Genomic DNA, 23490 nt, shown 5'->3' with positions numbered 1-23490 from the left:
GGCGCTCAGGCCGGGCGGTAGCGGAGCGCGACGGCACCCGATGAAAAGTCGCGGCGGTCGATCAGCTGGAGGGTCATCCGTTCACGCAGACCGGCGAGCAGGGTCGGCCCGAGCCCGGCGACGACCGGCTGCACGACGAAGACGTACTCGTCGATGAGTCCGGCGTCGGCGAGCGCCGCCGGCAGCGTCACCCCGCCGACGAGGATCATCCCATCGGTCTCATCCCGCAGGCGACGGACGGATGCCGCGAGGTCGCCCTCGACGCGCTCCGCGTTCCATCCGAGGTCGGTCGATGACGAGGTGACGACGTGCTTGCGCGCCGCGTCGATGACGTGGGCGAACGCCTGCTCCTCGGCATCCATCCACTCCGGCCACGGCCCCGACGCGGGCCGGCGCCACGCGTCGCGCATCATCTCGTACGTCACGCGCCCGTACAGGAGCGCTCGGGCGCCCTCGATCATGTCGGTCCAGTACCGCATCGATTCGGCGTCGGGAAGGAGGCCCGCCTCGTGATGGCAGCAGCCATCGAGCGTGACGTTGATCGCGTATCGGAGAATCCCCATCGTCTTCCTCCCGCGTCGTGACCGCGTCGCCGTCAGACGATGCCCGCCCGGATGCCGTCGAGCGAAGCGGCGACATCCGGAAGACGCTGGGCGAGGGCCTCGTCGAGTTCGAACAGGCGGTTCCGTGCGTCGCGGAGGATCTTCGCGCCCTTCGGCGTCACGTGCAGATCGCTCGCGGCACCGGCATGGGCCGTCGCGTCTTCGACGAGTCCGTCGTCGACGAGAGTCCGGACCGCGGTGTGCGCGGATTGGACCGTGATGTGCGAGCGTCGGGCGAGCTCGGAGAACGAGATGCCCGGTTCGGCATAGATGTGACCGAGCAGCCCGAACTTGCGTGTCGTGATGCCGAGGTCGCGCAGGATCGCGGAGAGCTGCCCCTCCCACATCGCCGACACCGCGAGGAGCGCGATGACGGGGCTGAAGCGGGGCGCGTCCTGACTCATAGGCACATGCTAGCGAGGGGTCGGTGATGTCGGAGGTGCGGCGTACCGTGCAAGCTGACAGAAGGAGATGCCATGGACTGGAAGATCGAGCTCATCTTCGTGCCGGTGACCGACGTCGACCGCGCGAAGGACTTCTACACCCGCATCGGCTTCCACGCCGATCACGACAGCACCCCCGAGCCGGGCCTGCGGTTCGTCCAGCTCACCCCGCCGGGGTCTGCGTGCTCGATCGCGATCGGCGAGGGGCTCGGGATCGCACTCGAACCGGGTCAGCAGAACACGATCCAGGTGGTCGTTCCCGATGCGGATGCCGCGCTGGCGCAACTGCGCGACGCGGGCGTCGCGGCCGATGGCGTCGAGGACCTCAGCTGGGGACGGTTCGTCACGTTCGACGACCCCGACGGCAACACCTGGACGCTGCAGCAGCTGCCCGCGCGGTGACGGCGCGCCCCGTCAGTGGCTGCCGCCGGGAGGGCCGACGAGGAGCAGCACGGCGAAGATCGCAGCGACGAGCACGAGGAGGGCGAGGAACAGTACCCACGGGCGACGCAGGAACCACGCGAGCGGCCGGTCGTACCAGCGCGCATCGGATGCCGAGGCATCCGATGACGTGCGCCACTCCCCCGCGAGCATTCCGCGGCGATGCGCCCAGCGCTCGGCGGGGATCGTCGCGTAGGGGACGATCGCGCTGAGGAGCGCGAGGAGGGTCGGTGCCACCCGCCAGCGGTTGTTGAGTGCGACGAGCACGACCGTCGCACCGTAGGAGAGGAAGACGAAGCCGTGGATCCCGCCGCCGATCGTGACAGCCGGCGCCCACCCCGTCGTGGCACGGACGATGAGCCCGGCGATGAGGAGCGTCCAGGAGACGACTTCAGCGATGGCGAGAGCGCGGAAAAGGGTGAAGGGAGAGCGGAACATACCTTCAGCCTAACTGAAACATGCAGTGCGGTCACACGACCGATAGAGTGACGCCGCCGGACACCATCGAGGAGACGCCATGGGCTACTTCATCATCGTCATCGCCCAGACCGTCGTGCTGCCGCTCGTGAGCGGCACGTGGCAGCTGCTCGCCGCGGGCGGCGACCCGATCCTGGTGTTCGGCGCCTGGTGGGTGTTCTGGGGCGTCGGGACGCGCCTCCTGCTCGCCGGCGTCGTGCAGACGGCGGGCAAAGGACAGACCTCGCACATCCTCGGGTCGGCAGAGAGCTCGGTCGCGGAGACGCAGCTGACGCGTGAGCTCGGAACGGCCAACATCGGCATGGGCCTGGCAGGCCTTCTCGCCCTCGTGCCCGGCTGGGCGCTCCCCGCCGGCCTCGCCGGCGGTGTCTTCCTGCTGCTCGCCGGACTCATGCACGTCGCGAAGAAGGGCAAGAACGCCCAGGAGACGCTGGCGACCTGGACCGACCTCGTCGTCGGAGTGGTCGTCGTGATCCTCGCCATTCGCGTCGCCGTCGGGGCTTTCGCGTAAGTCGCTGAGACGACGGATGCCGCGGAGGGATCGCTCCCCCGCGGCATCCGTGGTCTAGACGCGTCGCGTCAGAAGTCCCAGTCGTCGTCTTCGGTCGCGACGGCCTTGCCGATGACGTACGACGAACCCGACCCGCTGAAGAAGTCGTGGTTCTCGTCCGCGTTGGGCGAGAGCGCCGACAGGATCGCCGGGTTCACGTTGGTCACCGTCGACGGGAACATGGCCTCGTAGCCGAGGTTCATGAGCGCCTTGTTGGCGTTGTAGTGCAGGAACTTCTTCACGTCCTCGGTCAGGCCGATGCCGTCGTAGAGGTCCTGCGTGTACTGCACCTCGTTGTCGTACAGCTCGTACAGCAGCGAGAAGGTGTAGTCCTTCAGCTCGTCGCGCTCCTGCTGCGACAGCTGCTCGAGACCCTTCTGGAACTTGTACCCGATGTAGTACCCGTGCACGGCCTCGTCGCGGATGATGAGGCGGATGATGTCGGCCGTGTTCGTCAGCTTCGCCTTCGACGACCAGTGCAGCGGCAGGTAGAACCCCGAGTAGAAGAGGAAGGACTCGAGGAGGGTCGACGCGACCTTGCGCTTGAGGGGTTCGTCGCCACGGTAGTAGTCCATGACGATGTGCGCCTTCTTCTGCAGGTTCGGGTTCTCCACCGACCAGCGGAACGCGTCGTCGATCTCCGGCGTCGAGGCGAGCGTCGAGAAGATCGACGAGTAGCTCTTCGCGTGCACCGACTCCATGAACGCGATGTTCGTGTAGACGGCCTCCTCGTGCGGCGTGATCGCGTCCGGGATCAGCGAGACGGCTCCGACGGTCCCCTGAATCGTGTCGAGGAGCGTCAGGCCGGTGAACACGCGCATCGTGGTGGTTTGCTCCTCCGGCGTCAGCGTCGCCCACGACTGCACGTCGTTGGACAGCGGCACCTTCTCGGGCAGCCAGAAGTTGTTCACCAGACGGTTCCAGACCTCGAGGTCCTTCTCGTCCTGAATGCGGTTCCAGTTGATCGCCTGCACGTGGTCGACGAGTTTGAGCGGTTCGGGAGTCATCTCTTCATCAGTCCTTGAGTCGAAACGCGGATCACAGCATGCAGCTGACGCACTGGTCGAGCTGAGTGCCCTCGAGTGCCATCTGCCGCAGGCGGATGTAGTAGATCGTCTTGATGCCCTTGCGCCACGCGTAGATCTGCGCCTTGTTGATGTCGCGCGTGGTGGCGGTGTCCTTGAAGAACAGCGTCAGCGACAGGCCCTGGTCGACGTGCTGGGTGGCGGCGGCGTACGTGTCGATGACCTTCTCGTAGCCGATCTCGTACGCGTCTTCGTAGTACTCCAGGTTGTCGTTCGTCATGAACGGCGCCGGATAGTAGACGCGGCCGATCTTGCCTTCCTTGCGGATCTCGATCTTCGACGCGATCGGGTGGATCGACGACGTCGAGTTGTTGATGTACGAGATCGAGCCGGTCGGCGGCACCGCCTGCAGGTTCTGGTTGTAGATGCCGTGCTTCTGGACGGATGCCTTGAGCTCCTGCCAGTCCTCCTGCGTCGGGATGTGGATGCCGGCGAAGAGCTCCTTCACCTTCTCGGTCTGGGGCTGCCACGCGGCATCCGTGTACTTGTCGAAGAACGCACCCGACGCGTAGGTCGATTCCTCGAAACCGTCGAAGGTCGTGCCGCGCTCGATGGCGATCTGGTTCGAGGCGCGCAGCGCGTGGAAGAGCACCGTGTAGAAGTAGATGTTCGTGAAGTCGAGGCCCTCTTCCGAGCCGTAGTGCACGTGCTCGCGGGCGAGATAGCCGTGCAGGTTCATCTGCCCGAGGCCGATCGCGTGCGAGCGGTCGTTGCCGTCTTCGATCGAGCGCACCGAGGCGATGTGGCTCTGGTCGCTCACCGCGGTCAGCGCGCGGATCGACGTCTCCACCGTGCCGGCGAGGTTCTTGCCGTCCATCGCGAGCGCGATGTTCATCGAGCCCAGGTTGCACGAGATGTCCTTGCCGATCTCGGCGTAGGAGAGGTCCTCGTTGTAGGTGGTCGGGGTGTTGACCTGCAGGATCTCGCTGCACAGGTTCGACATGTTGATCCGGCCCTTGATCGGGTTGGCCTTGTTCACCGTGTCCTCGAACATGATGTACGGGTAGCCCGACTCGAACTGGATCTCGGCGAGGGTCTGGAAGAACTCACGCGCGTTGATCTTCGTCTTCTTGATGCGCGCGTCGTCGACCATCTCGCGGTACTTCTCGGTGACCGAGATGTCGCCGAACGGCACGCCGTAGACCTTCTCCACGTCGTACGGCGAGAAGAGGTACATGTCCTCGCCGTTCTTGGCGAGCTCGAAGGTGATGTCGGGGATGACGACACCGAGCGACAGCGTCTTGATACGGATCTTCTCGTCGGCGTTCTCGCGCTTCGTGTCGAGGAAGCGCAGGATGTCGGGGTGGTGGGCCGAGAGATACACCGCACCCGCGCCCTGACGCGCGCCGAGCTGGTTCGCGTAGCTGAAGCTGTCTTCGAGCAGCTTCATGACGGGGATGATCCCCGAGGACTGGTTCTCGATCTGCTTGATCGGCGCACCCGCCTCGCGGATGTTCGACAGCAGGAGCGCCACGCCGCCGCCGCGCTTGGAGAGCTGCAACGCAGAGTTGATGCCGCGCGCGATCGACTCCATGTTGTCCTCGATGCGCAGGAGGAAGCAGCTGACGAGCTCGCCGCGCTGCGCCTTGCCCGTGTTGAGGAACGTCGGAGTGGCCGGCTGGAAGCGGCCCGAGATGATCTCGTCGACGAGCTGCTCGGCGAGGCGCTGGTCGCCGTCGGCGAGGCCGAGCGCCGTCATGACGACGCGATCCTCGAAGCGCTCGAGGTAGCGCTTGCCGTCGAACGTCTTGAGGGTGTAGCTCGTGTAGTACTTGAACGCGCCGAGGAACGTCTCGAAGCGGAACTTCGCGCCGTATGCCCGGTCGTTCAGGCCCTGGATGAACTCGAGCGGGTACTTCTCGAGCACCGCGCCTTCGTAGTACTCCTTCTCGACGAGGTAGTCGAGACGCTCCTTGAGCGAGTGGAAGAAGACCGTGTTCTGGTTCACGTGCTGCAGGAAGTACTCCCGCGCGGCGCGCTTGTCGGCGTCGAACTGGATCTGCCCGTCGTCGCCGTAGAGGTTGAGCATCGCGTTGAGGGCGGTGTAGTCCAGCCCGTCGAATCTCGCGTCGGTCTTGAAGGTCGCCTCGGTCACTGCTGTGTCCACCATCGTTCCAATCCGTCGCTCACACGGGCGACGTCCTCAGGCGTGCCGAAAAGTTCGAGCCGATACAAGTGCGGCACGGTGCACTTGCGGCTGATGATGTCGCCGGCGAGGCAGAAGTGCTCGCCGAAATTGGTGTTGCCCGCGGAGATCACCCCGCGGATGAGGTGACGGTGCTTCTCCTCGTTGAGAAAGCGGATCACCTGCTTGGGGACGGCCCCCTTCTCCACGCCGCGCCCCTGCCCGCCCCCGTAGGTCGGGGTGACGAGCACGAACGGCTCGTCGACCTCGATCCGGGGGTCGGTGGGCAAGAGCGGGATGCGTCGGGCGGGAAGCCCCAGCTTCTCGATGAAGCGCGCCGTGTTCCCGGACGTGCTCGAGAAGTAGACCAGGAGGGGTGAATCGGTAGCGGTGAGCACGTCAACCCCCTTCGGGTCGAGTGCCGGCGCTCAGCGCCGGCGTATCGAGATCAAAGACGAGACGCGAGCTCGTCGATCTTGTCGGGGCGGAAGCCCGACCAGTGGTCCTCGTCGGTAACGACGACGGGTGCCTGCAGATAGCCGAGCGACTTCACGCGCTCGAGCGCGGCCGCGTCCTCGGACAGGTCGAGGACCTCGTATTCGATGCCCTTCGAGTCCAGTGCCCGGTACGTCGCGTTGCACTGCACGCACGACGGCTTCGTGTAAACCGTGATCGCCATATCGATCCGTTCTCCCCTCACTTCTCGCCCACTTGCCCAGCTGTCCTTCGCCGGGAGTCCAATACTACATATGGGTACCGACACTCGGAAGCACCACAAGGGCTAGTAGTTACATCCGTGTAGTTTTTCACCGCTCTCCCCAGGTACAACACAACTTCTCCACCGTTTCATCCACAGTCTCGAAGGCGATCGCGAACCTGGAAAACACCTGATTCACGCCGAACTCGCGCGCTCCGCCGGCATCCATCCACAGTTCGGACGCTACGCGGGGGCTCCGACATCGAATCCGCCTGTGGAGAGGGCCTTCGGCGTGTCGCGGCGTGTCGCAGAGGCCGCGGCGGGGCGAGTAGCGTTGTGGGGTGGCGGGATACCGGGAGCTCCTGCGCACCCCCGGGGTCGCGCGCATCATCGCGGCACAGCTGACGGCACGTTTCCCCAACGGGATGACGAGTCTCGCGATCCTCCTCCACGTCGAGCAGCAGACCGGCTCGTACGGTGCCGCCGGGCTCGTTCTCGCGGCGGCATCCATCGGGCAGGCGACCGCCGGGCCCGTCACGAGCAGGTGGATGGGGATCTGGGGCATCCGCCGCGTCCTGACCCTCACGACGGCCGTGTGCGCGGCGGCGGTCCTCGTCCTCGCGCTCATCCCGATGGGCGTGGTCGGCTACATGATCTTCGGGCTCCTGGCCGGCCTCTCCACCCCGCCCGTGCAGTCGGCGGTGCGCACGATCTACCCGAAGCTCGTCAACGCGCGGCAGCTGACCGCCCTCTTCTCCCTCGACGCGAGCCTGCAGGAGATCATCTGGATCCTCGCGCCCGTCGTCATCACGCTCGTCGCGACGCAGGTCGGCACCGTGCCGGCACTCCTTCTCATCGTCGTCATCCTCGTGGGGGGCGGCGCGTGGTTCATCCTCTCCCCCGAAGTCGGCCGCGTGCGCATCCCGCGCAGCCGGCGCGCGTTCGGAAAGGTCCTCGGCAAGCCCATGGTGCTCCTCGGCACCGTCATCGGCTTCCTCCTGATCGGCGCGTGCGCCGCCGTCGAGGCGGCCGTCGTCGCGACGTTCGGTCACGGCGGCATCGAGGCGGGGCTCGTCCTCGCGGTCTTCTCGATCGGGTCCCTCGCGGGCGGTCTCGCCTTCGGCCACATCCCGATGGGTCCCTGGGCGATGGCGCGACGCCTCGCGATCGTCACGGTCGGTCTCGCGGCGGCCGTCCTGTTCGTCGACGGCATCAGTCCGGCGACCCCCTGGTGGGTCAGCCTCTGCCTGCTCATCGCGGGCGTCGGCGTCGCCCCCGCCCTCGCCGTCATGTTCGCGATGACCTCGGCATCCGTCAAGTTCAGCGAAACCGCCGAGGCCTACGGCTGGATCGGAACCGGCCAGCTGATCGGCGCGGCCCTCGGCTCCGCCGTCGCCGGCTTCCTCATCGACGGCGTCGGACCCATCGGCGCCTACGCCTCGGCGGCCGGATTCGCCCTCGTCGGCGCCGTCGTGTCGGTCGTGTTCGTGCGCGGGTTCCTCGACCTCCGCGGTCGCGACGCGAGTCCGATCCCCGACACCGAGCCCGTGCAGACCATCACCTGACATCCCTTTAGGCTGGCCGCATGCCCGTTCCCGTCACGCTGCCGCGACTTTCCTGGGGCGCACCGCACGCCCCGCGCCACGCCCTGCTCGTCCACGGTCTCGGCTCCACCGGAGCACTCATGTGGCGCTACGGGACGTGGCTCGCGGATGCCGGGTGGCACGCCACCGCGGTCGACCTCCGCGGGCACGGCAGGGCCCCACGCGCGCTGGACTACACGATCGGCGCCTACGCCGCCGACATCCTGCACACCGCCGCCCCCGACGACGAGCCGTGGGACCTCGTCATCGGGCACTCGCTCGGCGGCGCGGCGGCGACGACCGCGAGCGCCGCCTCACCGGCGTGGGCGCGCCGCCTCGTCCTGATCGACCCGGCGATCCACCTGTCCGACCACGACCGCGCGGTCGTGGGGAACAGCCAGCAGCGCTCGTTCGCCGACACGTCCCGCGAGGCCGTGCGTGCCGAGCATCCGCACTGGCACGAGCAGGACATCGAGCTGAAAGCGCTCTCCGCCCAGCAGGCGAGTCGCTGGGCGGTCGAGCAGACGAGCGCCCAGAACACGCCGTGGGACGTGCGCGAGGCGGCGGCGCGCGTGACCGTGCCCACGCACATCATCGCGAGTGACCCGAAGGTGTACTCGATCTTCCAGGGAGAGCTCGCTGCCCAGGTGACTCAGAACCCGGTGGTCACGATGTCGGTCGTCACCGGCGCTGGCCACTCGCCCCACCGCGACAAGCCCGAGGACACGCTCGCGCACCTCGCGGCAGCCCTCGGCTGAGCATCGAGTATCGGGAGCCGGACGCCGCCTCGATCACGCGATACGACGGAGCAGGGCGAGGAGCGCGAGCGCGTAGGCGTCGGCCGGTTCGGGATGCTCGAACGAGATGGGCGCGCCCTGGATGACGGCATCCACCCGGAACGCGTCGCCAAGTCGTGTCAGGGAGCGGAACGTCCCCCGCAGGAGCTCACGCAGCTGGTCTTCGCGCGGCAGCCACAGCGCGTCCTCGAGAGCAACCGAGTCGAGGGCCCACTCCGTCGTCCCGTTGAACGCGAGGATCACCCCCGTTGGATAGCGTCGCGGCTCGATCGTCATCTCACTGACGGTGAAGACGTCGGCCTCGAACTCCGGCTCGTCGAGCTGGAACCGGTCGCCGGAGGCCGGATGCCACACGAGTCCCGCGTCGCGGAGCGCGAGCGCGAGGTCGGTCGAGATCATGCCTCCATCCTGCCCTCCGCGCGCCCGGCGTGAGGGGCGTGACGAAACTCCGGTGATCCGTGCGCAGATCGGGCCGTAGGCCGCCGAACGGCGCCGTTCCGTGCGAGATCACCGGAGTTCTGTGAGCGGGGGCAGGCCGCCCCACGGAGAAACGGGGCCAGGATGGACGGGTGAGTGCTTTCGATCCCGCCGCCTACCTGCCCGACGAGTTGCTGGAGCGCATCCGTTCCCGGGCAGCCGCCGTCGACGCCGAGAACCGCTTCCCGGAAGAGGACCTCGCCGAGCTGAAGGATGCCGGCTACCTCTCGATCCTCGTCCCGCGCGAGCATGGCGGGGCCGGGCTGGGGCTCGCTGAGGCATCCCTTCTGCAGCAGCGGCTCGCGACGGCGGCGCCGGCGACCGCGCTCGCCATCAACATGCACCTCGTCTGGACCGGCGTGGCCAAGGTATTCGGCGACCGCGGCATCCCGGGCCTCGAGTTCGTGCAGGAGGGGGCCGCCGCGGGCGAGGTCTTCGCGTTCGGAATCAGCGAGGCGGGCAACGACCTGGTGCTCTTCGGCAGCGACACCGTCGCCGAGCCTCGCCCGGACGGCTCGTACGCCTTCACGGGCACGAAGATCTTCACGTCGCTCGCGCCGGTGTGGACGCAGCTCGGGCTGCACGGGCTCGACACCACGTCGCCGGACGGCCCGCAGATGGTCTACGCGTTCGTCCCGCGGACGGATGCCGTCGTCACCCGCGACGACTGGGACACCGTGGGTATGCGCGGCACCCAGTCGCGCACGACCGAGCTGCACGGAGCGGTGGCTCCCGCAGGACGCGTCGTCCGACGCGTCGCACCGGGGCCGAACCCCGACCCCATCGTGTTCGGGATCTTCAGCGTGTTCGAGATCCTCCTGGCATCCGTCTACACCGGCGTAGCGCGGCGCGCGCTCGATCTCGCGATCGAGGTGGCGAGGAGCCGACGCTCGAAGAAGACCGGACTCTCGTACAGCGACGACCCCGACATCCGCTGGCGCATCGCCGAGATGGCCCTCGCGTACGACGCGTTGCTCCCCCAGATCTCCGCGCTCGCGAAGGATGTCGATGAGCGTGCCGACCACAGCGCACTGTGGTTCGCGAAGCTGTCGGGGCTCAAGCATCGCGCCGTCGTCTCGGCGAAGCAGATCGTCGATGAGGCCGTGCTCGTCGCCGGCGGCTCGTCCTATTTCACCCGCTCGGAGCTCAGCCGTCTCTACCGCGACGTCCTCGCCGGGATGTTCCATCCGTCAGACCCCGAGTCGGCGCATTCGACCGTCGCCGCAGCGTGGCTCGGGCCCGTCTCGAGCTGACCCGCGCGGCCCGCAATGCCCGTCTGAGCGGCATCCGTGAACTCGTCGCGCTCGATCGTGCAATACAGAACGTGAGCACTGACAACGAGGTGATCGAACGATCGTCGGGTGAGCCCGGTGCGTTCGCGCTGCTGTACGACCGACACGCGCCGGCGATCTATCGCTACGCGGCGCGGCGGATCGGCGGCGACGGGGCGGAGGACGTCATGTCCGAGACCTTCCTCGTCGCTTTCGAGCGGCGGTCGGCGTACGACCTCGCGGTCGTCGATGCTCGCCCCTGGCTGCTGGGGATCGCCACCCGCCTGATGCGCAAGCACGTGCGGGTGGAGGCGCGGGCGTGGAAGGGGATGGTCGCCGGCTTCGCGGCCAGCCTCGCGCCCGACCTCATCGAGCAGGCGGGAGCGCGGTTGGATGCCGCACAGGTGACCCGGCGCCTGGCTTCGGCGCTGCGGAGCCTGTCGGCATCCGACCGCGACACCCTGCTGCTCTACGCCTGGGGCGACCTCGACTATGCGGGAATCGCCGAGGCCCTCGAGGTGCCGATCGGCACCGTGCGCTCACGCCTCAATCGGGCACGCCGCCTGCTGCGGCAGGCGGCCGGAGCCCTCGAGACGGAAACGGAGAACGGTCATGGACGAACTGACACTGCTGCGCAGCGCGCGTGAGGACATCGAGGTGCCGCAGGCGGCGCTGAATCGAGGACGAGCGGCGCTCCTGGAACGGACGGCGGATGCCGCAGGGCCGGCGAGCGCGCAATCGCCTCGCCGCCGCGGGGCAGCCCGTCGCCTGCGGCGCGCGACATGGATAGCCACCGGAGCGGCCGCCGCGCTCGTCGGCGCGCTCATCGTCGGGAACATCAGTCTCGATGCATCCAGTGCGCATGCCTCGGACCTTCTGCGCAGCGCCGCGGCAGCGACCGTGCAGTACGTCGACCTCGCGCCCGGATCGGGGCAGTACCTGCGGGCCCACACACACGCACAATGGCAGGCCTGCGACGAGCAGGGATGCACACCGAACGTCCAGTCGATCGACGTGTACATGCCTGCAGACCCGGATGTCGCGTGGGTGCTCGTGCGCGACTGGGGCGCCATGAGCGGCGTCACCGGTTCGTCGGTCGAGACCATCCGAGAACCAGGCGGTCGCTTCTACGGGCAGGACAGCTCGTGGATAGGTGCCGGTCTCGACTACGCGGACATCCCGACGGACGGTGCAGCGGCGTATGCGTGGATCGACGCGCAGTACACGGGAGGATCGGCCTCGCGCGACGAGGACGATTTCGTCCGCATCACTGACATCCTGCGCACCGGCCTCGTGCCGGCGCCGCAGCGTGCCGCGCTTCTGGACGCACTCTCCCGCGTCCCCGGCGTGAGCGCCACCGAGGGCGTCGCGAACTTCGACGGCGTCATCGGCGTCGCGATCGGTCGAGCCGAACCGGTGCGCGCCGGTGAACGTCAGGAGATCATCATCGATCCTCTGACGGGACTCGTGATCGGGGAGCGCATGATCGGCGGTGGCGGAGTCTTCGGATGGAACTTCGGCGACGTCGTCAGCCTGACCGCCGTCGAATCGTCGATCGTCGACACCGCTCCCTGACACGGCATCCAACTTTCACATGGCGCTCGCGCCGGGAACCCACGCGGAGTTCCCGGCGCGAGCGCCAACGGAACGCCGTCGGGGCCGGCGGGTCAGCGCGTGTCGAAGTCGTAGGCCTTCAGCAGCTCGGCGACGGCCTGGTCGCGCTCGGCGCCGCCCTCGGCGAACATGTGCGCGACGTGGGTGCGCAGGTGGTTCTCGACGAGGAGCTTGTCGAGGGATGCCAGTGCCTTCTGGATCGCGCGGGACTGGGCGATGATGTCCATGCAGTAGTCCTCGTTCTCGATCATCTTTGCGAGCCCCCGCACCTGACCCTCGATGATGGCCGCGCGGTGGAGGGCGCGCTTCTTGATGTCGTCGATCACGCCGCCAGGATACGCCCCGTGCGGCCGAAGGGGTCCGGGCCCCGGCGGGCACCCCGTGCCAGACTGACCCCATGCCTCGCACGCCCACCGCGCTTCTCAGCCCCGCCGATCAGGAACGGCGCCGGTCGCTGCGGGTGATGAAGGGCGTCGCGCTCGGGGCGCTGGTGTTCATGGCGGTGCTGTTCGTCGTCGCTTTCATCACGCAGGAGCGCATCCCCGCGATGGCCTACGTGCGCGCGGCGGCGGAGGGCGGCATGGTGGGCGCCCTCGCCGACTGGTTCGCCGTGACCGCGCTGTTCCGCCACCCCCTGGGCATCCCGATCCCGCACACCGCGATCATCCCGAAGCGCAAGGACGAGATCGGCCGCAGCCTCGGCGAGTTCATCGAGACGAACTTCCTCGAGGGCTCTGTCGTGCGAGCGAAGCTCGAGTCCACGAAGATCGCCGCGACCGCGGGCGAGTGGCTGCGCGATCCCGAGCACGCAGAACTCCTCGCGCGTGAGGCGTCGGCGATCGCCACCGGCATCCTGGGCGCTCTCAGCGACGACGAGGTGCAGGATCTCATCACCGACCTCGCGCGCGAACACCTGCTGAGCCCCGAATGGGCACCGACGATCGGCGGGTGGCTGGAGAGAGTCGTGGATGCCGGGGCGCACCACGGCGCCGTCGACCTCGGCGTCGACAGCCTCGCGACGTGGCTGCACGCCAACCGCGAATCGTTCTCCGGGCTCGTCTCGCGCCGCCTGCCGTCGTGGGTCCCGTCGGTCGCGATGCGCCTCGTGGACGACACCGTCTACAACGAGGCCGTCAAGTTCATCGACGCCGTCCAGCGCGACGCCGAGCACCCCGCCCGGCACGCGATCGACAGGTACCTCACCCGGCTCGCGGGCAACCTGCAGCACGATCCGGCGACGATCGGCCGCCTCGAAGACGCCAAGAGCGCGATCTTCGACAGTCCGCGCGTGCGCGAGCTCGCCGCGGAAGCCTGGAACACCGCGAAGGCGGGCCTTCTGAAGGGCCTCGCCGACCCCGACAGCGCGTTGCGCCGACGCGTCACCGCCGCCCTCATCGAGGTCGGCGACCGACTCGTGGACGACCCGGCGCTGCAGGCGCGCGTCGACGCCCGCGTCGCGGATGCCGCCGTCTTCCTGGTCGATCGCTACCGTCACGACATCGCGTCGATCATCACCGACACGGTCGAGAAGTGGGACCCCGCCGAGACGACGGAGAAGATCGAGCTCATGGTGGGTCGCGATCTGCAGTACATCCGTCTCAACGGAACGATCGTCGGTGCGCTCGCGGGCCTCGTGATCTTCACGATCGCGCACGCCGTGCTGGTGTGAGCCTGGTTCGTCCGCAGACGCCGCGGTAGCGTGGAGACGTGAGCGTGGAACCCTCCGACCAGCTGCTGTTCACATACGGCACGCTGCAACACGCCGAGGTGCAGCTCGACACGTTCGGTCGCCTCGTCGCCGGTGAACGCGATGCGCTGCCCGGCTACACGATCGACTACGTCGAGATCGAGGATCCACGTGTCGTGGATGTCTCAGGACTGTCGGTGCACCCCGCGCTGCGGGCGACCGGCAACCCGCTCGACAAGGTCACCGGCGTCGTGCTGCACGTGAGCGCCGCCGAGCTCGACGCCGCCGACGCCTACGAGGTCTCGCTCTACCGCCGCATCTCGGTGACGCTCACGAGCGGTCGGGATGCCTGGGTGTACGTCGGCTGATGGCGCTCTCCCACGATCCCCTCTGGCCGCGCGCCGGCGGCTGGCCCGCGCCCGGCGGGGGCGACCGGTGGGATGCCGTGCTCCTCGGTGCCCCCGCGTGGCGCACATCCCTCTCACCGACCGGCGCACACGCGACGCCCGCCGCGATCCGCGATGCGCTGCGCCGCTACAGCCCGACGCTCATGGGACCTCCCCCGGTCGACCTCGCGGAGGTGCTGCGGATCGCCGACGCGGGCGACGTCGCCGAGCCCGACGGGCCGGACGGCGAGGCCGAGCTGCGCGCCCACGTCGGGGCGCTGAGCGCGGCATCCGACCTCGTCATCGCCCTCGGCGGCGACAACTCGATCACGTACGCCGTGGCGCAGGGCGCGGATGCCGCGGGGCTCATCACCCTCGACGCGCACTTCGATCTCCGCGACGGCGCCTCGAACGGCTCCCCCGTGCGGCGCCTCGTCGAGGACGGTTTCGACCCGCGCCGCTTCGTGCAGATCGGCATCGCCGACTTCGCCAACTCGGCCGCGTACGCGCGGCGCGCCGTTGACCTCGGCATCCGGGTCATCACGCTCGACGAGTTGCGACGCCGAGGCATCGACGACGTGGTCGCCGAGGCGCACAAGGTCTCCGGCGCGGGCGACCCCGGTGGCACGGCGTCGCGCGACGTGCGTCGCGGCATCCATCTCGACATCGACGTCGACGTGTGCGATCGCGCCGTGGCGCCCGGGTGCCCCGCGTCGGTGCCGGGCGGCCTCGCCGCGTGGGAGCTGCGCGCGCTCGTCCGCGCTCTCTCCGCGGATGGGCGCGTGCGATCAGCGGACATCGTCGAGGTCGATGCGACCGCCGATGCCCCCGACGGGCGTACGGTGCGGCTCGCCGCGCTGTGCGTCCTCGACCTGCTCGCCGGCGCGTACGCCCGGTACGCGCGGCAGACCGGGCAGACCCGACAGGAGTACGCATGACGACCCTCATCCTCATCCGTCATGCGAAGAGCGACTGGGGCAGCCCCGCCCTGGACGACCACGACCGGCCCCTGAACGCCCGCGGGCTCCGCGATGCGCCCGTGCTTGCGCGCCGCCTCGCGGTCTCCGGCGTGCGCCCGCAGGCGCTCCTGTCCTCCACGGCGCTCCGCGCGCGGACGACCGCCGCGTTCTTCGGAGAGGCCCTCGGCCTCGAACCCGAGCTCGATCCGGAGCTGTACGGCGCGCCCGCCGCGAAGATCCTCGGCGCCGCCGCCGCGCGCGGCCTCGAGCGCGTCGCCGTGGTCGCGCACGATCCGGGCATGACGGTCCTCGCCGAGCGCCTCTCCGGCGGCGGGATCGGCCACATGACGACGTGTGCCGTCGCGACGTTCGTGTGGGCGACCGCCGACTGGGACGTCGCGGAGGCGATCGACCCCGACAGCTGGACCTTTGACAGCCCGTAACGGCGCACCGGATGTCGGGCTGGTGACGCAGCGCGCGCTGCGCGGGGGCGCGCCGGACGGCGGTCAGCCGAGCGGCATCCCCTCGCAGTAGACCGCGTGCACGAGCGGCACTCCAGGTCGGTACGCGAGGTGGCTGCGGGACGGCGCATCGAGGACGACGACGTCGGCCCGTGCGCCCACGCCGAGCTGCCCGACGTCATCGCGGGCGAGCGCTCGCGCCCCGCCGGCCGTCGCGGCCCACACGGCCTCGGCGACGGTCATGCCCATCTCGCGCACCGCGAGGGCGATCACGAGCGGCATCGAGCTCGTGAAGCTCGAGCCGGGATTGCAGTCGCTCGCGAGCGCGACCGTCACGCCCGCGCCGATCAGACGGCGCGCGTCGGGGTAGGGATGCCGCGTGGAGAACTCGACCCCCGGCAGCAGCGTCGCGACGACGTCGCTCGCGGCGAGCGCCGCGACGTCCGCGTCGGTGAGGTAGGTGCAGTGGTCGATCGATCGGATGTCGAGGTCGACGGCGAGCTGCGCGCCCGCGCCGTAGCCGAGCTGGTTGCCGTGCAGCCGCGGACGAAGGCCCGCCTCGATGCCGGCGAGGAGGATGCGGCGCGTCTCCTCCGGCGTGAACGCCCCGGTCTCGCAGAACACGTCGATCCAGCGCGCGTGCGGCAGAGCGGCTGTGAGCATGGGGCCGCAGACGAGGTCGACGTACGCGTCGCGGTCGTGCGCGTACTCTGCAGGAACGACGTGCGCGCCGAGGAACGTGACCTCGTCCGTGACCTCCGCTGCGAGCCGCGCGAGACGTGCCTCTCCCGCCACGGTCAGGTCGTATCCCGTCTTCACCTCGAACGTCGTCGTGCCCTGCGCGTGCAGCTCGGCGACGAATCCGGCCAGCCGCGCGCGCAGCTCGTCGTCGGTCGCCGCACGCGTCGCGGCGACGGTGCGACGGATGCCGCCCGCGGCATACGACACCCCGGCCATCCGCGCCTCGAACTCGTCGGCGCGATCGCCGCCGAACACGAGGTGCGTATGGCTGTCGACGAACCCGGGGATCACCGCCCGTCCCCCGACATCGACGACATCCGCCCCCTCCCGCGAGAGAACAGTGGGTCGCCGAGAGTGCGGGTGATACCCGTCGCCTCGGCGGTGGCTTGTTCTCTCGCGGGGGTCGGCCGGCCCGACCCACGCGACGCGACCGCCCTCGATCCGGAGGGCGGCGCCCCGGATGAGGCCTGTCGGGTCGGCGGGGTCGTCGCCCGCGCCGACGACGTTCGTCGTCAGCTCACCGATGCCGGTGATCAGGAGGCTCGTCACGGCTGATCCAGCATCGGGATCGTCAGGCCGCGCTCACGCGCGACCTCGCGGGCGCGCGGGTAGCCGGCATCCACGTGCCGCATGACACCCGTGCCGGGGTCGTTCGTGAGGACGCGTTCGATCTTCTCTGCGGCGAGCGCGGTGCCATCGGCGACCGTGACCTGGCCCGCGTGGATCGAGCGGCCGATGCCGACGCCGCCGCCGTGGTGGATCGACACCCACGACGCCCCCGACGCCGTGTTCAGCAGCGCGTTGAGCAGCGGCCAGTCGGCGATCGCGTCGGAGCCGTCGGCCATCGCCTCGGTCTCGCGGTAGGGCGACGCGACCGATCCCGAGTCGAGGTGATCCCGACCGATGACGATCGGCCCGGCCAGCTCGCCCGACGCGACCATCTCGTTGAAGCGCAGGCCCGCGAGGTGACGTTCCTTGTAGCCGAGCCAGCAGATGCGCGCGGGCAGCCCCTCGAAGTGCACGGTCTCGCCCGCCCGCGTCAGCCAGCGGTGCAGCGCGGCATCCTGCGGGAACAGGTCCATCACGGCGCGGTCGGTCTTCGCGATGTCCGCGGGGTCTCCCGACAGCGCGACCCAGCGGAACGGTCCGCGTCCCTCCTCGAACTGCGGCCGGATGTACGCCGGCACGAAGCCCGGGAACGCGAAAGCCCGCTCGAAGCCGCCGAGCTCAGCCTCCCGCCGGATCGAGTTGCCGTAGTCGAACACCGCCGCACCCGCGTCCTGGAACCCGACCATCGCGGCGACGTGGGCCGCCATCGACGCCCGCGCCCGGTCGGTGAACGACGCCGGGTCGGATGCCGCGGCATCCTTCCATTCCGCGAGCGGAATGCCCATCGGGAGGTAGGCGAGCGGGTCGTGCGCGCTCGTCTGGTCGGTGACGACGTCGACGTCGATCTCGCCGGCTCGGTGGCGGCGCAGGAGCTCCGGGAAGACCTCGGCGGCGTTGCCGACGACCCCGACGCTCAGCGCCTCGCCCGCGACCTTCGCCCCACCGACGCGCCGGACGGCGGCGTCGAGATCCGTCGTGTACTCGTCGAGGTAGCCGTGGGCGACACGGCGCTGCAGGCGGGACTCGTCGACGTCGACGATGAGCACGACGCCGTCATTGAGGGTCACCGCGAGCGGCTGAGCGCCACCCATGCCGCCCGCGCCCGCCGTGAGGGTGAGCGTCCCGGCGAGGCTGTCCCGCCCGAGCGAGCGCGCGACGGCGGCGAAGGTCTCGTACGTCCCCTGCAGGATGCCCTGGGTGCCGATGTAGATCCATGATCCGGCGGTCATCTGGCCGTACATCGTGAGGCCCAGGTCCTCCAGCCGGCGGAACTCGGGCCACGTCGCCCAGTCGCCGACGAGGTTGGAGTTCGCGATGAGCACGCGCGGCGCCCATTCGTGCGTTCGGAAGACGCCGACGGGCTTGCCGGACTGCACGAGCAGCGTCTCGTCCGGTTCGAGATCGTCGAGCGTCCGCACGATCGCGTCGTACGCCTCCCACGAGCGCGCCGCGCGGCCCGTGCCGCCGTAGACGACGAGGTCTTCGGGATGCTCGGCGACCTCGGGGTCGAGGTTGTTCATGAGCATGCGCTTGGCGGCTTCGGCGCCCCAGCTCTTCGCGGTGCGCTCTGCGCCGCGGGGTGCGCGGACGGGCTCTCTCATGCGCGTCCTCCTTCGGTGGTGTCGGTGACGGATGCTGCGGCACGCGCGACCGCGCCCGCGATCTCGCCCGAAAGGACGAGCTCGGTCACGGTCTCGAGGTCCGGGCTGACGAAGCGGTCGGGGCCGGGGCCGGCGACACCCGCCCTCCGGACGAGATCGCGCACCGCACCGGTGGCCGGGGCGGGCTCGAGGGGGGCGCGCAGGTCGAGGGCGCGGCATCCCGTGACGATCTCGATCGCGAGGACGCGCGCGAGGCCGTCGATCCCGCGGCGGAGCTTGCGCGCGGCGGCCCACCCCATCGAGACGTGATCCTCCTGCATCGCCGACGAGGGGATCGAGTCGACCGACGCGGGCACCGCGAGCCGCTTCAGCTCGGAGACGATGCCCGCCGCGGCGTACTGCGCGATCATGAGCCCCGAATCCACCCCGACCTCGTCGGCGAGGAAGGGCGGCAGGCCGTTGCTGCGGGTGCGGTCGAGCGCACGGTCGGTGCGGCGCTCCGACAGGGATGCCACGTCGGCGACCGCGATCGCGAGGAAGTCGAGGACGTACGCGACCGGCGCACCGTGGAAGTTCCCGTTCGACTCGACGCGCCCGTCCGAGGTCACGACGGGGTTGTCGACCGCCGACGCGAGTTCGCGCGACGCCACGTGCGTCGCGTGATCGACGGTGTCGCGGGCAGCGCCGTGCACCTGTGGCGAGCAGCGCAGCGAGTAGGCGTCCTGCACGCGCGTGCACACGGCCGGGTCGCGGTGGCTCGCCATGATCTCCGAGCCGGCGAGGAGCCCGCGCAGCCGGGCGGCGGACGCGGCTTGACCGACCTGCGGACGCAGCGCCATGAGGTCGGCCGCGAACACGGCATCCGTGCCGAGCTGGCTTTCGACCGAGAGCGCCGCGGCGACGTCGGCGGTGTCGAGGAGGGCGCCGAGGTCGTCGAGGGCGAGGAGCAGCATCCCGAGCATGCCGTCGGTGCCGTTGATGAGGGCGAGCCCCTCCTTCTCCTCGAGCACGAGCGGCGCGATGCCGACAGCGGAAAGGGCGTCTCCGGCATCCGCCTCCGTGCCATCCGCGGTGCGCACACGCCCCTCGCCGAGCGCGGCGAGGGCGACGTGCGACAGCGGCGCGAGGTCACCCGAGCAGCCGAGCGACCCGTACTCGCGCACGATCGGCGTGATGCCCGCGTCGAGCATCGCCGCGTACGTGTCCACCACGACGGGGCGGACGCCGGTGTGCCCCGTCACGAGGGTCTGCAGCCGCAGCAGCATGAGGGCCCGTACGACCTCCCGCTCGACCTCGGCGCCGGTGCCCGCGGCGTGCGACCGGATGAGCGATGCCTGCAGCTGGCGGCGACGCTCGGGCGCGATGAAGGTCGTCGCGAGCGCGCCGAACCCGGTCGAGATGCCGTAGTGCGGCTCGGGGTCGTCGGCGAGGCGCTCGATGAGGGCGCGGGATGCCGCGACGCGCGCCCTCGCGTCGGCGGCGAGCTCGACGCGGGCGCCGCGACGGGCGACGGCGACGACCTCGGCGGGCGTCAGCGGGCGTGCGCCGACGACGATCGTGTCGGTCGCGGCGGCGGGTGCGGTGTGGAGCATGCACCGATTCCATCGCGTGGGCGATGACGCCGCGAGGGGATCGTGGCATCCTGTGTCTGTGATCCCAGACAGGCTCCTGCCCGCGCCGCAGGTCCCGGCGGCCGATCAGACGCTGCGCATCCTCTCGTTCCTCTCGCGCCAGCGGGGCCCGGTGGCCGCGCGCACGATCTCCGAGAACCTCGGCATCCCGCGCTCGAGCGTGTACCACCTGCTGAACGCGACGGTCGCGCACGGCTTCGTCGTGCACATGCAGGCGGAGGGCCGGTGGGGTCTCGGGACGGCCGCCTTCGAGCTGGCCGGAGGGTACGCGCGGCAGCAGCCGCTGGCACGACTCGGTCGCCCGCTCGTGGCGGCTCTGGCCGACCGCACGGGTGAGAGCGCGCATCTCGCCGTCATGACCGGGCGCGATGTGCTGTACATCGTCGAGGAGCGCGCCCCGCGCCGGCCCGCGCTCGTGACCGACGTCGGCGTGCGCCTGCCCGCGCACCTGACGGCGACGGGGCGCGCGATGCTCGCCGCGCTCCCCCGCGAGCAGGTGCGCGCGCTGTATCCGGATGCCGCGTCCTTCGCCGACCGCACCGGGCGCGGACCGCAGCGGCCCACCGAGCTGCGCGAAGTGCTGCGGGCCGTTCGCGCGGACGGGTTCGCCACCGAGGACGGCGAGGTGACCCTCGGCTTCCGCTCGGTCGGCGCGGCCATCCTCGATCACGCGGGCTGGCCGGTCGCGGCGATGGCCGTCACGTGGCAGGGGGACGCACCCGAGGTCTTCGCTCTCGCATCAGCGACCCACGCGGCCGCCGCCGAACTCGCCCGCCGCATCCGCTGAGGGCCACCGGGTGGCCGGGTGCTCGGGTGCTGGGCCCTTCCCTGCGGTCCTCTCAGCGGACCACGAGGCGCGGCTCCACCAGCACGTGCGCCTCACGCGGAACGATCTCGCGCGAGACGATGTCGCGTGCACCGCCCAGGAGCAGGTCGAGAGCTCCGGATGCCACGCGTTCGGGCAGCTGTTCGATGCTCGAGAAGCCGAGCGCCTCTGCGGCGGGCGTGTTGTCGAACCCGACGACGGGCAGGCGCGGACGGCCGGAGGTCACGGCAGCGAGATGCGCGCCGACGGCGAGCGAATCACTCGCGCAGACGATCGCATCGATCTCGTGGGTCTCCAGCGCGCCCTCGACGACCTCACGTGCCGCAGCGACGCTCTCGGGACTCGTGAGGCGCAGCGCCGGCCCGTCGGCGCCGATGGTCTCGCGCCAGCCGCGCTCACGGTCATCACCCGTGCCCGATCCCTCGGGCCAGCCGAGAAACGCGACGCGTCGTCCCGCCGTCGCGACCGCGTGCCGGGTCGCCTGGGCCGTGCCGGCGGCGCCGTCGACGTCGACCCAGAGGTGCGCCGGATCGCCCACGTCGTCTTCGCCCCAGGGCCGGCCGAACGCGACGAACGGCACGGAATGATCGGTCAGCCATTGCGACCGCGGGTCGCCGTGGAACGTGCCCGTGATGACGACGGCGTCGATGTCGCCGCCGTCGCGGAGATCGGCCATGCGCCGGATCTCCTCCTCGGGCGAGCGGGCCGCGTAGAGCATGACGCGCAGCCCGCGCTCGCCCGCGCGCTCGGTCAGCGCGTGCACGAACCGGTCGAGGACCACGCCCGAGATCCCGCCGGCGTACGGATCGAGGTGGATGCCGAGGGTAGAGCTGCGTCGCGTGCGCAGGCGCCGGGCCGACGCGTGCGGCGCATAGCCCAGTCGACGGATCGCGTCCTGCACGCGCTCGCGCGTCTCGTCGCGGACGATCGCAGGGGTGTTGAGCACATTGCTGACGGTCTGCCGCGAGACGCCCGCGGCCCGCGCCACGTCCTCGATCGTCGCGGATCTGTGCATCGGCTCCCCATCTTGACGTCAGCGACATCGTCGCCGTAAGGTGTCCAGCATCCCACAGTTTGAACGATCAAAGTACCGAGACTCGGTTCATTTGAACGATCAAGACGCGGAGTCCACCGCCGGACCCGCACCGTTTCGAAGGAGATGCGATGACGCGACACACAGCACGGGCGCTGCTCGCCACGGGAGGACTCGCGGTCGTGGCCGCGCTCACCCTCACGGGCTGCGGCTCAGGGTTCGATTCCGGAAGCCCCAGCGGATCGGGGGATGCCGGCGGGCTGACCTCGTCCGACGACGCCCTCACGATCATGATCGGCTCGAGCGGTGACGCCGAGACCAAGGCCGTCCAGGACGCCGTGGCGGCCTGGTCGAAGGACTCGGGCGTGAAGGCATCCGTCGTTCCCGCGACGGACCTGGCCCAGCAGCTCTCGCAGGGCTTCGCCGCGGGTTCGCCGCCGGACCTCTTCTACCTCGGCTCCGACCAGCTCGCGGGGTTCGCCGAGAACGGGTCGCTCAAGGCGTACGGCGACGACCTGACGAACAAGGACGACTTCTACCCGTCGCTCGTGCAGAACTTCACCTACGACGGCTCGTTCTACTGCGCACCGAAGGACTTCTCGACGCTGCAGCTGGTCATCAACGAGAACCTGTGGACGGCGGCAGGGCTCACCGACGCCGACGTGCCGACGACGTGGGATCAGCTCGCCTCCGTCGCGGCGAAGCTCACCTCGGGCAGCACGAAGGGCCTCGTGTTCGGCGGCGAGTACGCGCGCCTCGGGGCGTTCATGGCGCAGGCCGGCGGCCGTCTCGTGTCGGCGGACGGCAAGACCGCCGAGGCGAACAGCGACGCCAACGTCGAGGCGCTCACGTACGTGCAGAAGCACCTGCAGGACGGCACGTTCGCCTACGCGTCCGATGTGGGCGCGGGCTGGGGCGGCGAGGCGTTCGGCAAGCAGCTGGGCGCGATGACGATCGAGGGCAACTGGATCACCGGTGCCCTCGGCGACTACCCCGACGTGAAGGCCAAGGTCGTCGAGCTTCCGGCCGGCCCCGCCGGCAAGGGCACCCTGCAGTTCACGAACTGCTGGGGCATGGCCGCCGACAGCCCGAACCAGAAGGCGGCGCTGGATCTCGTCCAGTACCTGACGAGCGCCGACCAGCAGCTCGCGTTCTCGAAGGCGTTCGGTCCGATGCCCTCGGTCCAGTCCGCAGCCGACGAATGGAAGAGCGACAACCCCGATCTCGTGGCCTTCCTCACGGGCGCCGACTACGCCCAGGGCGTGCCGACGAACAAGGGGGCAGCCGATGTCATCACCGACTTCAACGCGCAGCTGGAGTCGCTGAAGACCGGCGACCCGAAGTCGATCCTCGATTCGGTGCAGACCAACCTCGAGGCCGTCGTCGGCTGACGC

The 23490-nt window shown here is 69.8% G+C and carries 26 protein-coding genes; 13 read left to right on the top strand and 13 right to left on the bottom strand.

Annotated elements, in window-relative coordinates; genetic code table 11:
* Positions 1 to 5: 5 nt before the first annotated feature.
* The gene (locus J0I43_RS00450) at positions 6 to 563 is read right to left on the bottom strand and encodes a dihydrofolate reductase family protein (protein ID WP_292857308.1); all 558 of its coding nucleotides are present in this window, start codon (positions 561 to 563) and stop codon (positions 6 to 8) included.
* A gap of 32 nt (positions 564 to 595) precedes the next feature.
* The gene (locus J0I43_RS00445; RefSeq protein WP_292857303.1) at positions 596 to 1006 is read right to left on the bottom strand and encodes a MarR family transcriptional regulator; all 411 of its coding nucleotides are present in this window, start codon (positions 1004 to 1006) and stop codon (positions 596 to 598) included.
* Between the two features lie 72 nt (positions 1007 to 1078).
* Between J0I43_RS00445 and J0I43_RS00440 the strand changes: the two genes are divergently transcribed.
* Positions 1079 to 1447 carry a VOC family protein gene (locus tag J0I43_RS00440; RefSeq protein ID WP_292857300.1) on the top strand — a complete coding sequence of 123 codons (369 nt, stop codon included), beginning with the start codon at positions 1079 to 1081 and terminating at the stop codon, positions 1445 to 1447.
* A 12-nt stretch (positions 1448 to 1459) separates the two neighbouring features.
* Here the strand turns inward: J0I43_RS00440 and J0I43_RS00435 are convergent, their stop codons facing one another.
* Positions 1460 to 1924 (bottom strand): DUF3817 domain-containing protein, encoded by a 465-nt coding sequence (locus J0I43_RS00435; RefSeq protein WP_292857297.1) that lies wholly within the window; start codon positions 1922 to 1924, stop codon positions 1460 to 1462.
* Positions 1925 to 2003: 79 nt separating this feature from the next.
* On the opposite strand from J0I43_RS00435, the gene J0I43_RS00430 reads away from it, so the two are divergent.
* Positions 2004 to 2474: a DUF6790 family protein gene (locus tag J0I43_RS00430; protein WP_292857294.1), complete on the top strand. Its 471-nt coding sequence runs from the start codon at positions 2004 to 2006 to the stop codon at positions 2472 to 2474.
* A 68-nt stretch (positions 2475 to 2542) separates the two neighbouring features.
* Here the strand turns inward: J0I43_RS00430 and nrdF are convergent, their stop codons facing one another.
* Genes nrdF through nrdH form a run of 4 tightly spaced genes read right to left on the bottom strand, consistent with a single transcriptional unit; the run spans position 2543 to position 6402 of the window.
* On the bottom strand, positions 2543 to 3520 hold the full coding sequence (gene nrdF, locus J0I43_RS00425) for a class 1b ribonucleoside-diphosphate reductase subunit beta (RefSeq protein WP_292857292.1): 978 nt from the start codon (positions 3518 to 3520) through the stop codon (positions 2543 to 2545).
* 31 nt (positions 3521 to 3551) lie between these two features.
* Positions 3552 to 5708, bottom strand: a complete 2157-nt coding sequence (nrdE, locus tag J0I43_RS00420; RefSeq protein ID WP_292857290.1) for a class 1b ribonucleoside-diphosphate reductase subunit alpha — start codon at positions 5706 to 5708, stop codon at positions 3552 to 3554.
* Complete coding sequence (gene nrdI / locus J0I43_RS00415) at positions 5690 to 6121, bottom strand: class Ib ribonucleoside-diphosphate reductase assembly flavoprotein NrdI (protein ID WP_292857287.1); 432 nt, start codon at positions 6119 to 6121, stop codon at positions 5690 to 5692. The genes nrdE and nrdI overlap by 19 nt, the downstream gene beginning before the upstream one ends.
* Positions 6122 to 6171: 50 nt before the next feature.
* Positions 6172 to 6402, bottom strand: coding sequence for a glutaredoxin-like protein NrdH (gene nrdH / locus J0I43_RS00410; RefSeq protein WP_292857284.1), 231 nt, complete (start codon positions 6400 to 6402; stop codon positions 6172 to 6174).
* Between the two features lie 359 nt (positions 6403 to 6761).
* Between nrdH and J0I43_RS00405 the strand changes: the two genes are divergently transcribed.
* Complete coding sequence (locus tag J0I43_RS00405) at positions 6762 to 7985, top strand: MFS transporter (protein WP_292857281.1); 1224 nt, start codon at positions 6762 to 6764, stop codon at positions 7983 to 7985.
* Positions 7986 to 8005: 20 nt separating this feature from the next.
* On the top strand, positions 8006 to 8761 hold the full coding sequence (locus J0I43_RS00400) for an alpha/beta hydrolase (protein ID WP_292857278.1): 756 nt from the start codon (positions 8006 to 8008) through the stop codon (positions 8759 to 8761).
* 33 nt (positions 8762 to 8794) lie between these two features.
* Here the strand turns inward: J0I43_RS00400 and J0I43_RS00395 are convergent, their stop codons facing one another.
* Positions 8795 to 9199: a pilus assembly protein CpaE gene (locus J0I43_RS00395; RefSeq protein ID WP_292857275.1), complete on the bottom strand. Its 405-nt coding sequence runs from the start codon at positions 9197 to 9199 to the stop codon at positions 8795 to 8797.
* Between the two features lie 170 nt (positions 9200 to 9369).
* On the opposite strand from J0I43_RS00395, the gene J0I43_RS00390 reads away from it, so the two are divergent.
* The 3 genes from J0I43_RS00390 (at position 9370) to J0I43_RS00380 (ending at position 12123) form a co-directional block, all read left to right on the top strand.
* On the top strand, positions 9370 to 10530 hold the full coding sequence (locus J0I43_RS00390) for an acyl-CoA dehydrogenase family protein (protein WP_292857272.1): 1161 nt from the start codon (positions 9370 to 9372) through the stop codon (positions 10528 to 10530).
* A gap of 71 nt (positions 10531 to 10601) precedes the next feature.
* Entirely contained in the window at positions 10602 to 11195 is a 594-nt protein-coding gene (locus J0I43_RS00385; protein ID WP_292857270.1) for a sigma-70 family RNA polymerase sigma factor, read from the top strand.
* Positions 11161 to 12123: a hypothetical protein gene (locus J0I43_RS00380; RefSeq protein WP_292857268.1), complete on the top strand. Its 963-nt coding sequence runs from the start codon at positions 11161 to 11163 to the stop codon at positions 12121 to 12123. The genes J0I43_RS00385 and J0I43_RS00380 overlap by 35 nt, the downstream gene beginning before the upstream one ends.
* A gap of 92 nt (positions 12124 to 12215) precedes the next feature.
* On the opposite strand, the gene J0I43_RS00375 is transcribed toward J0I43_RS00380, so the two are convergent.
* A complete protein-coding gene (locus tag J0I43_RS00375) occupies positions 12216 to 12488 on the bottom strand; it encodes a metal-sensitive transcriptional regulator (RefSeq protein ID WP_292857265.1) in 273 nt (90 codons plus the stop codon).
* A gap of 71 nt (positions 12489 to 12559) precedes the next feature.
* On the opposite strand from J0I43_RS00375, the gene J0I43_RS00370 reads away from it, so the two are divergent.
* The 4 genes from J0I43_RS00370 to J0I43_RS00355 are packed head-to-tail and all read left to right on the top strand — an operon-like array spanning position 12560 to position 15637.
* Complete coding sequence (locus tag J0I43_RS00370) at positions 12560 to 13831, top strand: DUF445 domain-containing protein (protein ID WP_292857262.1); 1272 nt, start codon at positions 12560 to 12562, stop codon at positions 13829 to 13831.
* A gap of 38 nt (positions 13832 to 13869) precedes the next feature.
* Positions 13870 to 14217: a gamma-glutamylcyclotransferase family protein gene (locus tag J0I43_RS00365; RefSeq protein WP_292857260.1), complete on the top strand. Its 348-nt coding sequence runs from the start codon at positions 13870 to 13872 to the stop codon at positions 14215 to 14217.
* Positions 14217 to 15173 carry an arginase family protein gene (locus J0I43_RS00360; RefSeq protein WP_292857257.1) on the top strand — a complete coding sequence of 319 codons (957 nt, stop codon included), beginning with the start codon at positions 14217 to 14219 and terminating at the stop codon, positions 15171 to 15173. The genes J0I43_RS00365 and J0I43_RS00360 overlap by 1 nt, the downstream gene beginning before the upstream one ends.
* The gene (locus J0I43_RS00355; RefSeq protein ID WP_292857254.1) at positions 15170 to 15637 is read left to right on the top strand and encodes a histidine phosphatase family protein; all 468 of its coding nucleotides are present in this window, start codon (positions 15170 to 15172) and stop codon (positions 15635 to 15637) included. The genes J0I43_RS00360 and J0I43_RS00355 overlap by 4 nt, the downstream gene beginning before the upstream one ends.
* Before the next feature lie 63 nt (positions 15638 to 15700).
* On the opposite strand, the gene hutI is transcribed toward J0I43_RS00355, so the two are convergent.
* From hutI to hutH, 3 genes are read right to left on the bottom strand one after another with little or no spacing between them, the layout of a single operon-like run.
* Positions 15701 to 16945 carry an imidazolonepropionase gene (hutI, locus tag J0I43_RS00350; protein WP_292857251.1) on the bottom strand — a complete coding sequence of 415 codons (1245 nt, stop codon included), beginning with the start codon at positions 16943 to 16945 and terminating at the stop codon, positions 15701 to 15703.
* Entirely contained in the window at positions 16942 to 18606 is a 1665-nt protein-coding gene (gene hutU, locus J0I43_RS00345; protein ID WP_292857248.1) for a urocanate hydratase, read from the bottom strand. Before hutU ends, hutI begins: the two co-directional genes overlap by 4 nt.
* Positions 18603 to 20198, bottom strand: coding sequence for a histidine ammonia-lyase (hutH, locus tag J0I43_RS00340; RefSeq protein ID WP_292857246.1), 1596 nt, complete (start codon positions 20196 to 20198; stop codon positions 18603 to 18605). Before hutH ends, hutU begins: the two co-directional genes overlap by 4 nt.
* Before the next feature lie 52 nt (positions 20199 to 20250).
* On the opposite strand from hutH, the gene J0I43_RS00335 reads away from it, so the two are divergent.
* Positions 20251 to 21024 carry an IclR family transcriptional regulator gene (locus J0I43_RS00335; protein ID WP_292857244.1) on the top strand — a complete coding sequence of 258 codons (774 nt, stop codon included), beginning with the start codon at positions 20251 to 20253 and terminating at the stop codon, positions 21022 to 21024.
* A gap of 52 nt (positions 21025 to 21076) precedes the next feature.
* Here the strand turns inward: J0I43_RS00335 and J0I43_RS00330 are convergent, their stop codons facing one another.
* Positions 21077 to 22078, bottom strand: a complete 1002-nt coding sequence (locus tag J0I43_RS00330) for a LacI family DNA-binding transcriptional regulator (protein ID WP_292857241.1) — start codon at positions 22076 to 22078, stop codon at positions 21077 to 21079.
* Positions 22079 to 22227: 149 nt separating this feature from the next.
* On the opposite strand from J0I43_RS00330, the gene J0I43_RS00325 reads away from it, so the two are divergent.
* Positions 22228 to 23487 carry an extracellular solute-binding protein gene (locus tag J0I43_RS00325; RefSeq protein WP_292857238.1) on the top strand — a complete coding sequence of 420 codons (1260 nt, stop codon included), beginning with the start codon at positions 22228 to 22230 and terminating at the stop codon, positions 23485 to 23487.
* Positions 23488 to 23490: the final 3 nt, after the last annotated feature.

Source organism: Microbacterium sp. (assembly GCF_017305435.1).
Taxonomy (GTDB): domain Bacteria; phylum Actinomycetota; class Actinomycetes; order Actinomycetales; family Microbacteriaceae; genus Microbacterium.
Note: the sequence above shows the minus strand (reverse complement) of the source record. Positions and strands in the feature narration are given on the sequence as shown.

Excerpts from the sequence above, each read along its gene's own strand:
- J0I43_RS00450 (WP_292857308.1), bottom strand. The coding sequence starts at position 563 with ATGGGGATTCTCCGATACGCGATCAACGTCACGCTCGATGGCTGCTGC.
- J0I43_RS00445 (WP_292857303.1), bottom strand. The coding sequence starts at position 1,006 with ATGAGTCAGGACGCGCCCCGCTTCAGCCCCGTCATCGCGCTCCTCGCG.
- J0I43_RS00440 (WP_292857300.1), top strand. The coding sequence starts at position 1,079 with ATGGACTGGAAGATCGAGCTCATCTTCGTGCCGGTGACCGACGTCGAC.
- J0I43_RS00435 (WP_292857297.1), bottom strand. The coding sequence starts at position 1,924 with ATGTTCCGCTCTCCCTTCACCCTTTTCCGCGCTCTCGCCATCGCTGAA.
- J0I43_RS00430 (WP_292857294.1), top strand. The coding sequence starts at position 2,004 with ATGGGCTACTTCATCATCGTCATCGCCCAGACCGTCGTGCTGCCGCTC.
- nrdF (WP_292857292.1), bottom strand. The coding sequence starts at position 3,520 with ATGACTCCCGAACCGCTCAAACTCGTCGACCACGTGCAGGCGATCAAC.
- nrdE (WP_292857290.1), bottom strand. The coding sequence starts at position 5,708 with ATGGTGGACACAGCAGTGACCGAGGCGACCTTCAAGACCGACGCGAGA.
- nrdH (WP_292857284.1), bottom strand. The coding sequence starts at position 6,402 with ATGGCGATCACGGTTTACACGAAGCCGTCGTGCGTGCAGTGCAACGCG.
- J0I43_RS00400 (WP_292857278.1), top strand. The coding sequence starts at position 8,006 with ATGCCCGTTCCCGTCACGCTGCCGCGACTTTCCTGGGGCGCACCGCAC.
- J0I43_RS00395 (WP_292857275.1), bottom strand. The coding sequence starts at position 9,199 with ATGATCTCGACCGACCTCGCGCTCGCGCTCCGCGACGCGGGACTCGTG.
- J0I43_RS00380 (WP_292857268.1), top strand. The coding sequence starts at position 11,161 with ATGGACGAACTGACACTGCTGCGCAGCGCGCGTGAGGACATCGAGGTG.
- J0I43_RS00370 (WP_292857262.1), top strand. The coding sequence starts at position 12,560 with ATGCCTCGCACGCCCACCGCGCTTCTCAGCCCCGCCGATCAGGAACGG.
- J0I43_RS00360 (WP_292857257.1), top strand. The coding sequence starts at position 14,217 with ATGGCGCTCTCCCACGATCCCCTCTGGCCGCGCGCCGGCGGCTGGCCC.
- J0I43_RS00355 (WP_292857254.1), top strand. The coding sequence starts at position 15,170 with ATGACGACCCTCATCCTCATCCGTCATGCGAAGAGCGACTGGGGCAGC.
- hutU (WP_292857248.1), bottom strand. The coding sequence starts at position 18,606 with ATGAGAGAGCCCGTCCGCGCACCCCGCGGCGCAGAGCGCACCGCGAAG.
- hutH (WP_292857246.1), bottom strand. The coding sequence starts at position 20,198 with ATGCTCCACACCGCACCCGCCGCCGCGACCGACACGATCGTCGTCGGC.
- J0I43_RS00330 (WP_292857241.1), bottom strand. The coding sequence starts at position 22,078 with ATGCACAGATCCGCGACGATCGAGGACGTGGCGCGGGCCGCGGGCGTC.
- J0I43_RS00325 (WP_292857238.1), top strand. The coding sequence starts at position 22,228 with ATGACGCGACACACAGCACGGGCGCTGCTCGCCACGGGAGGACTCGCG.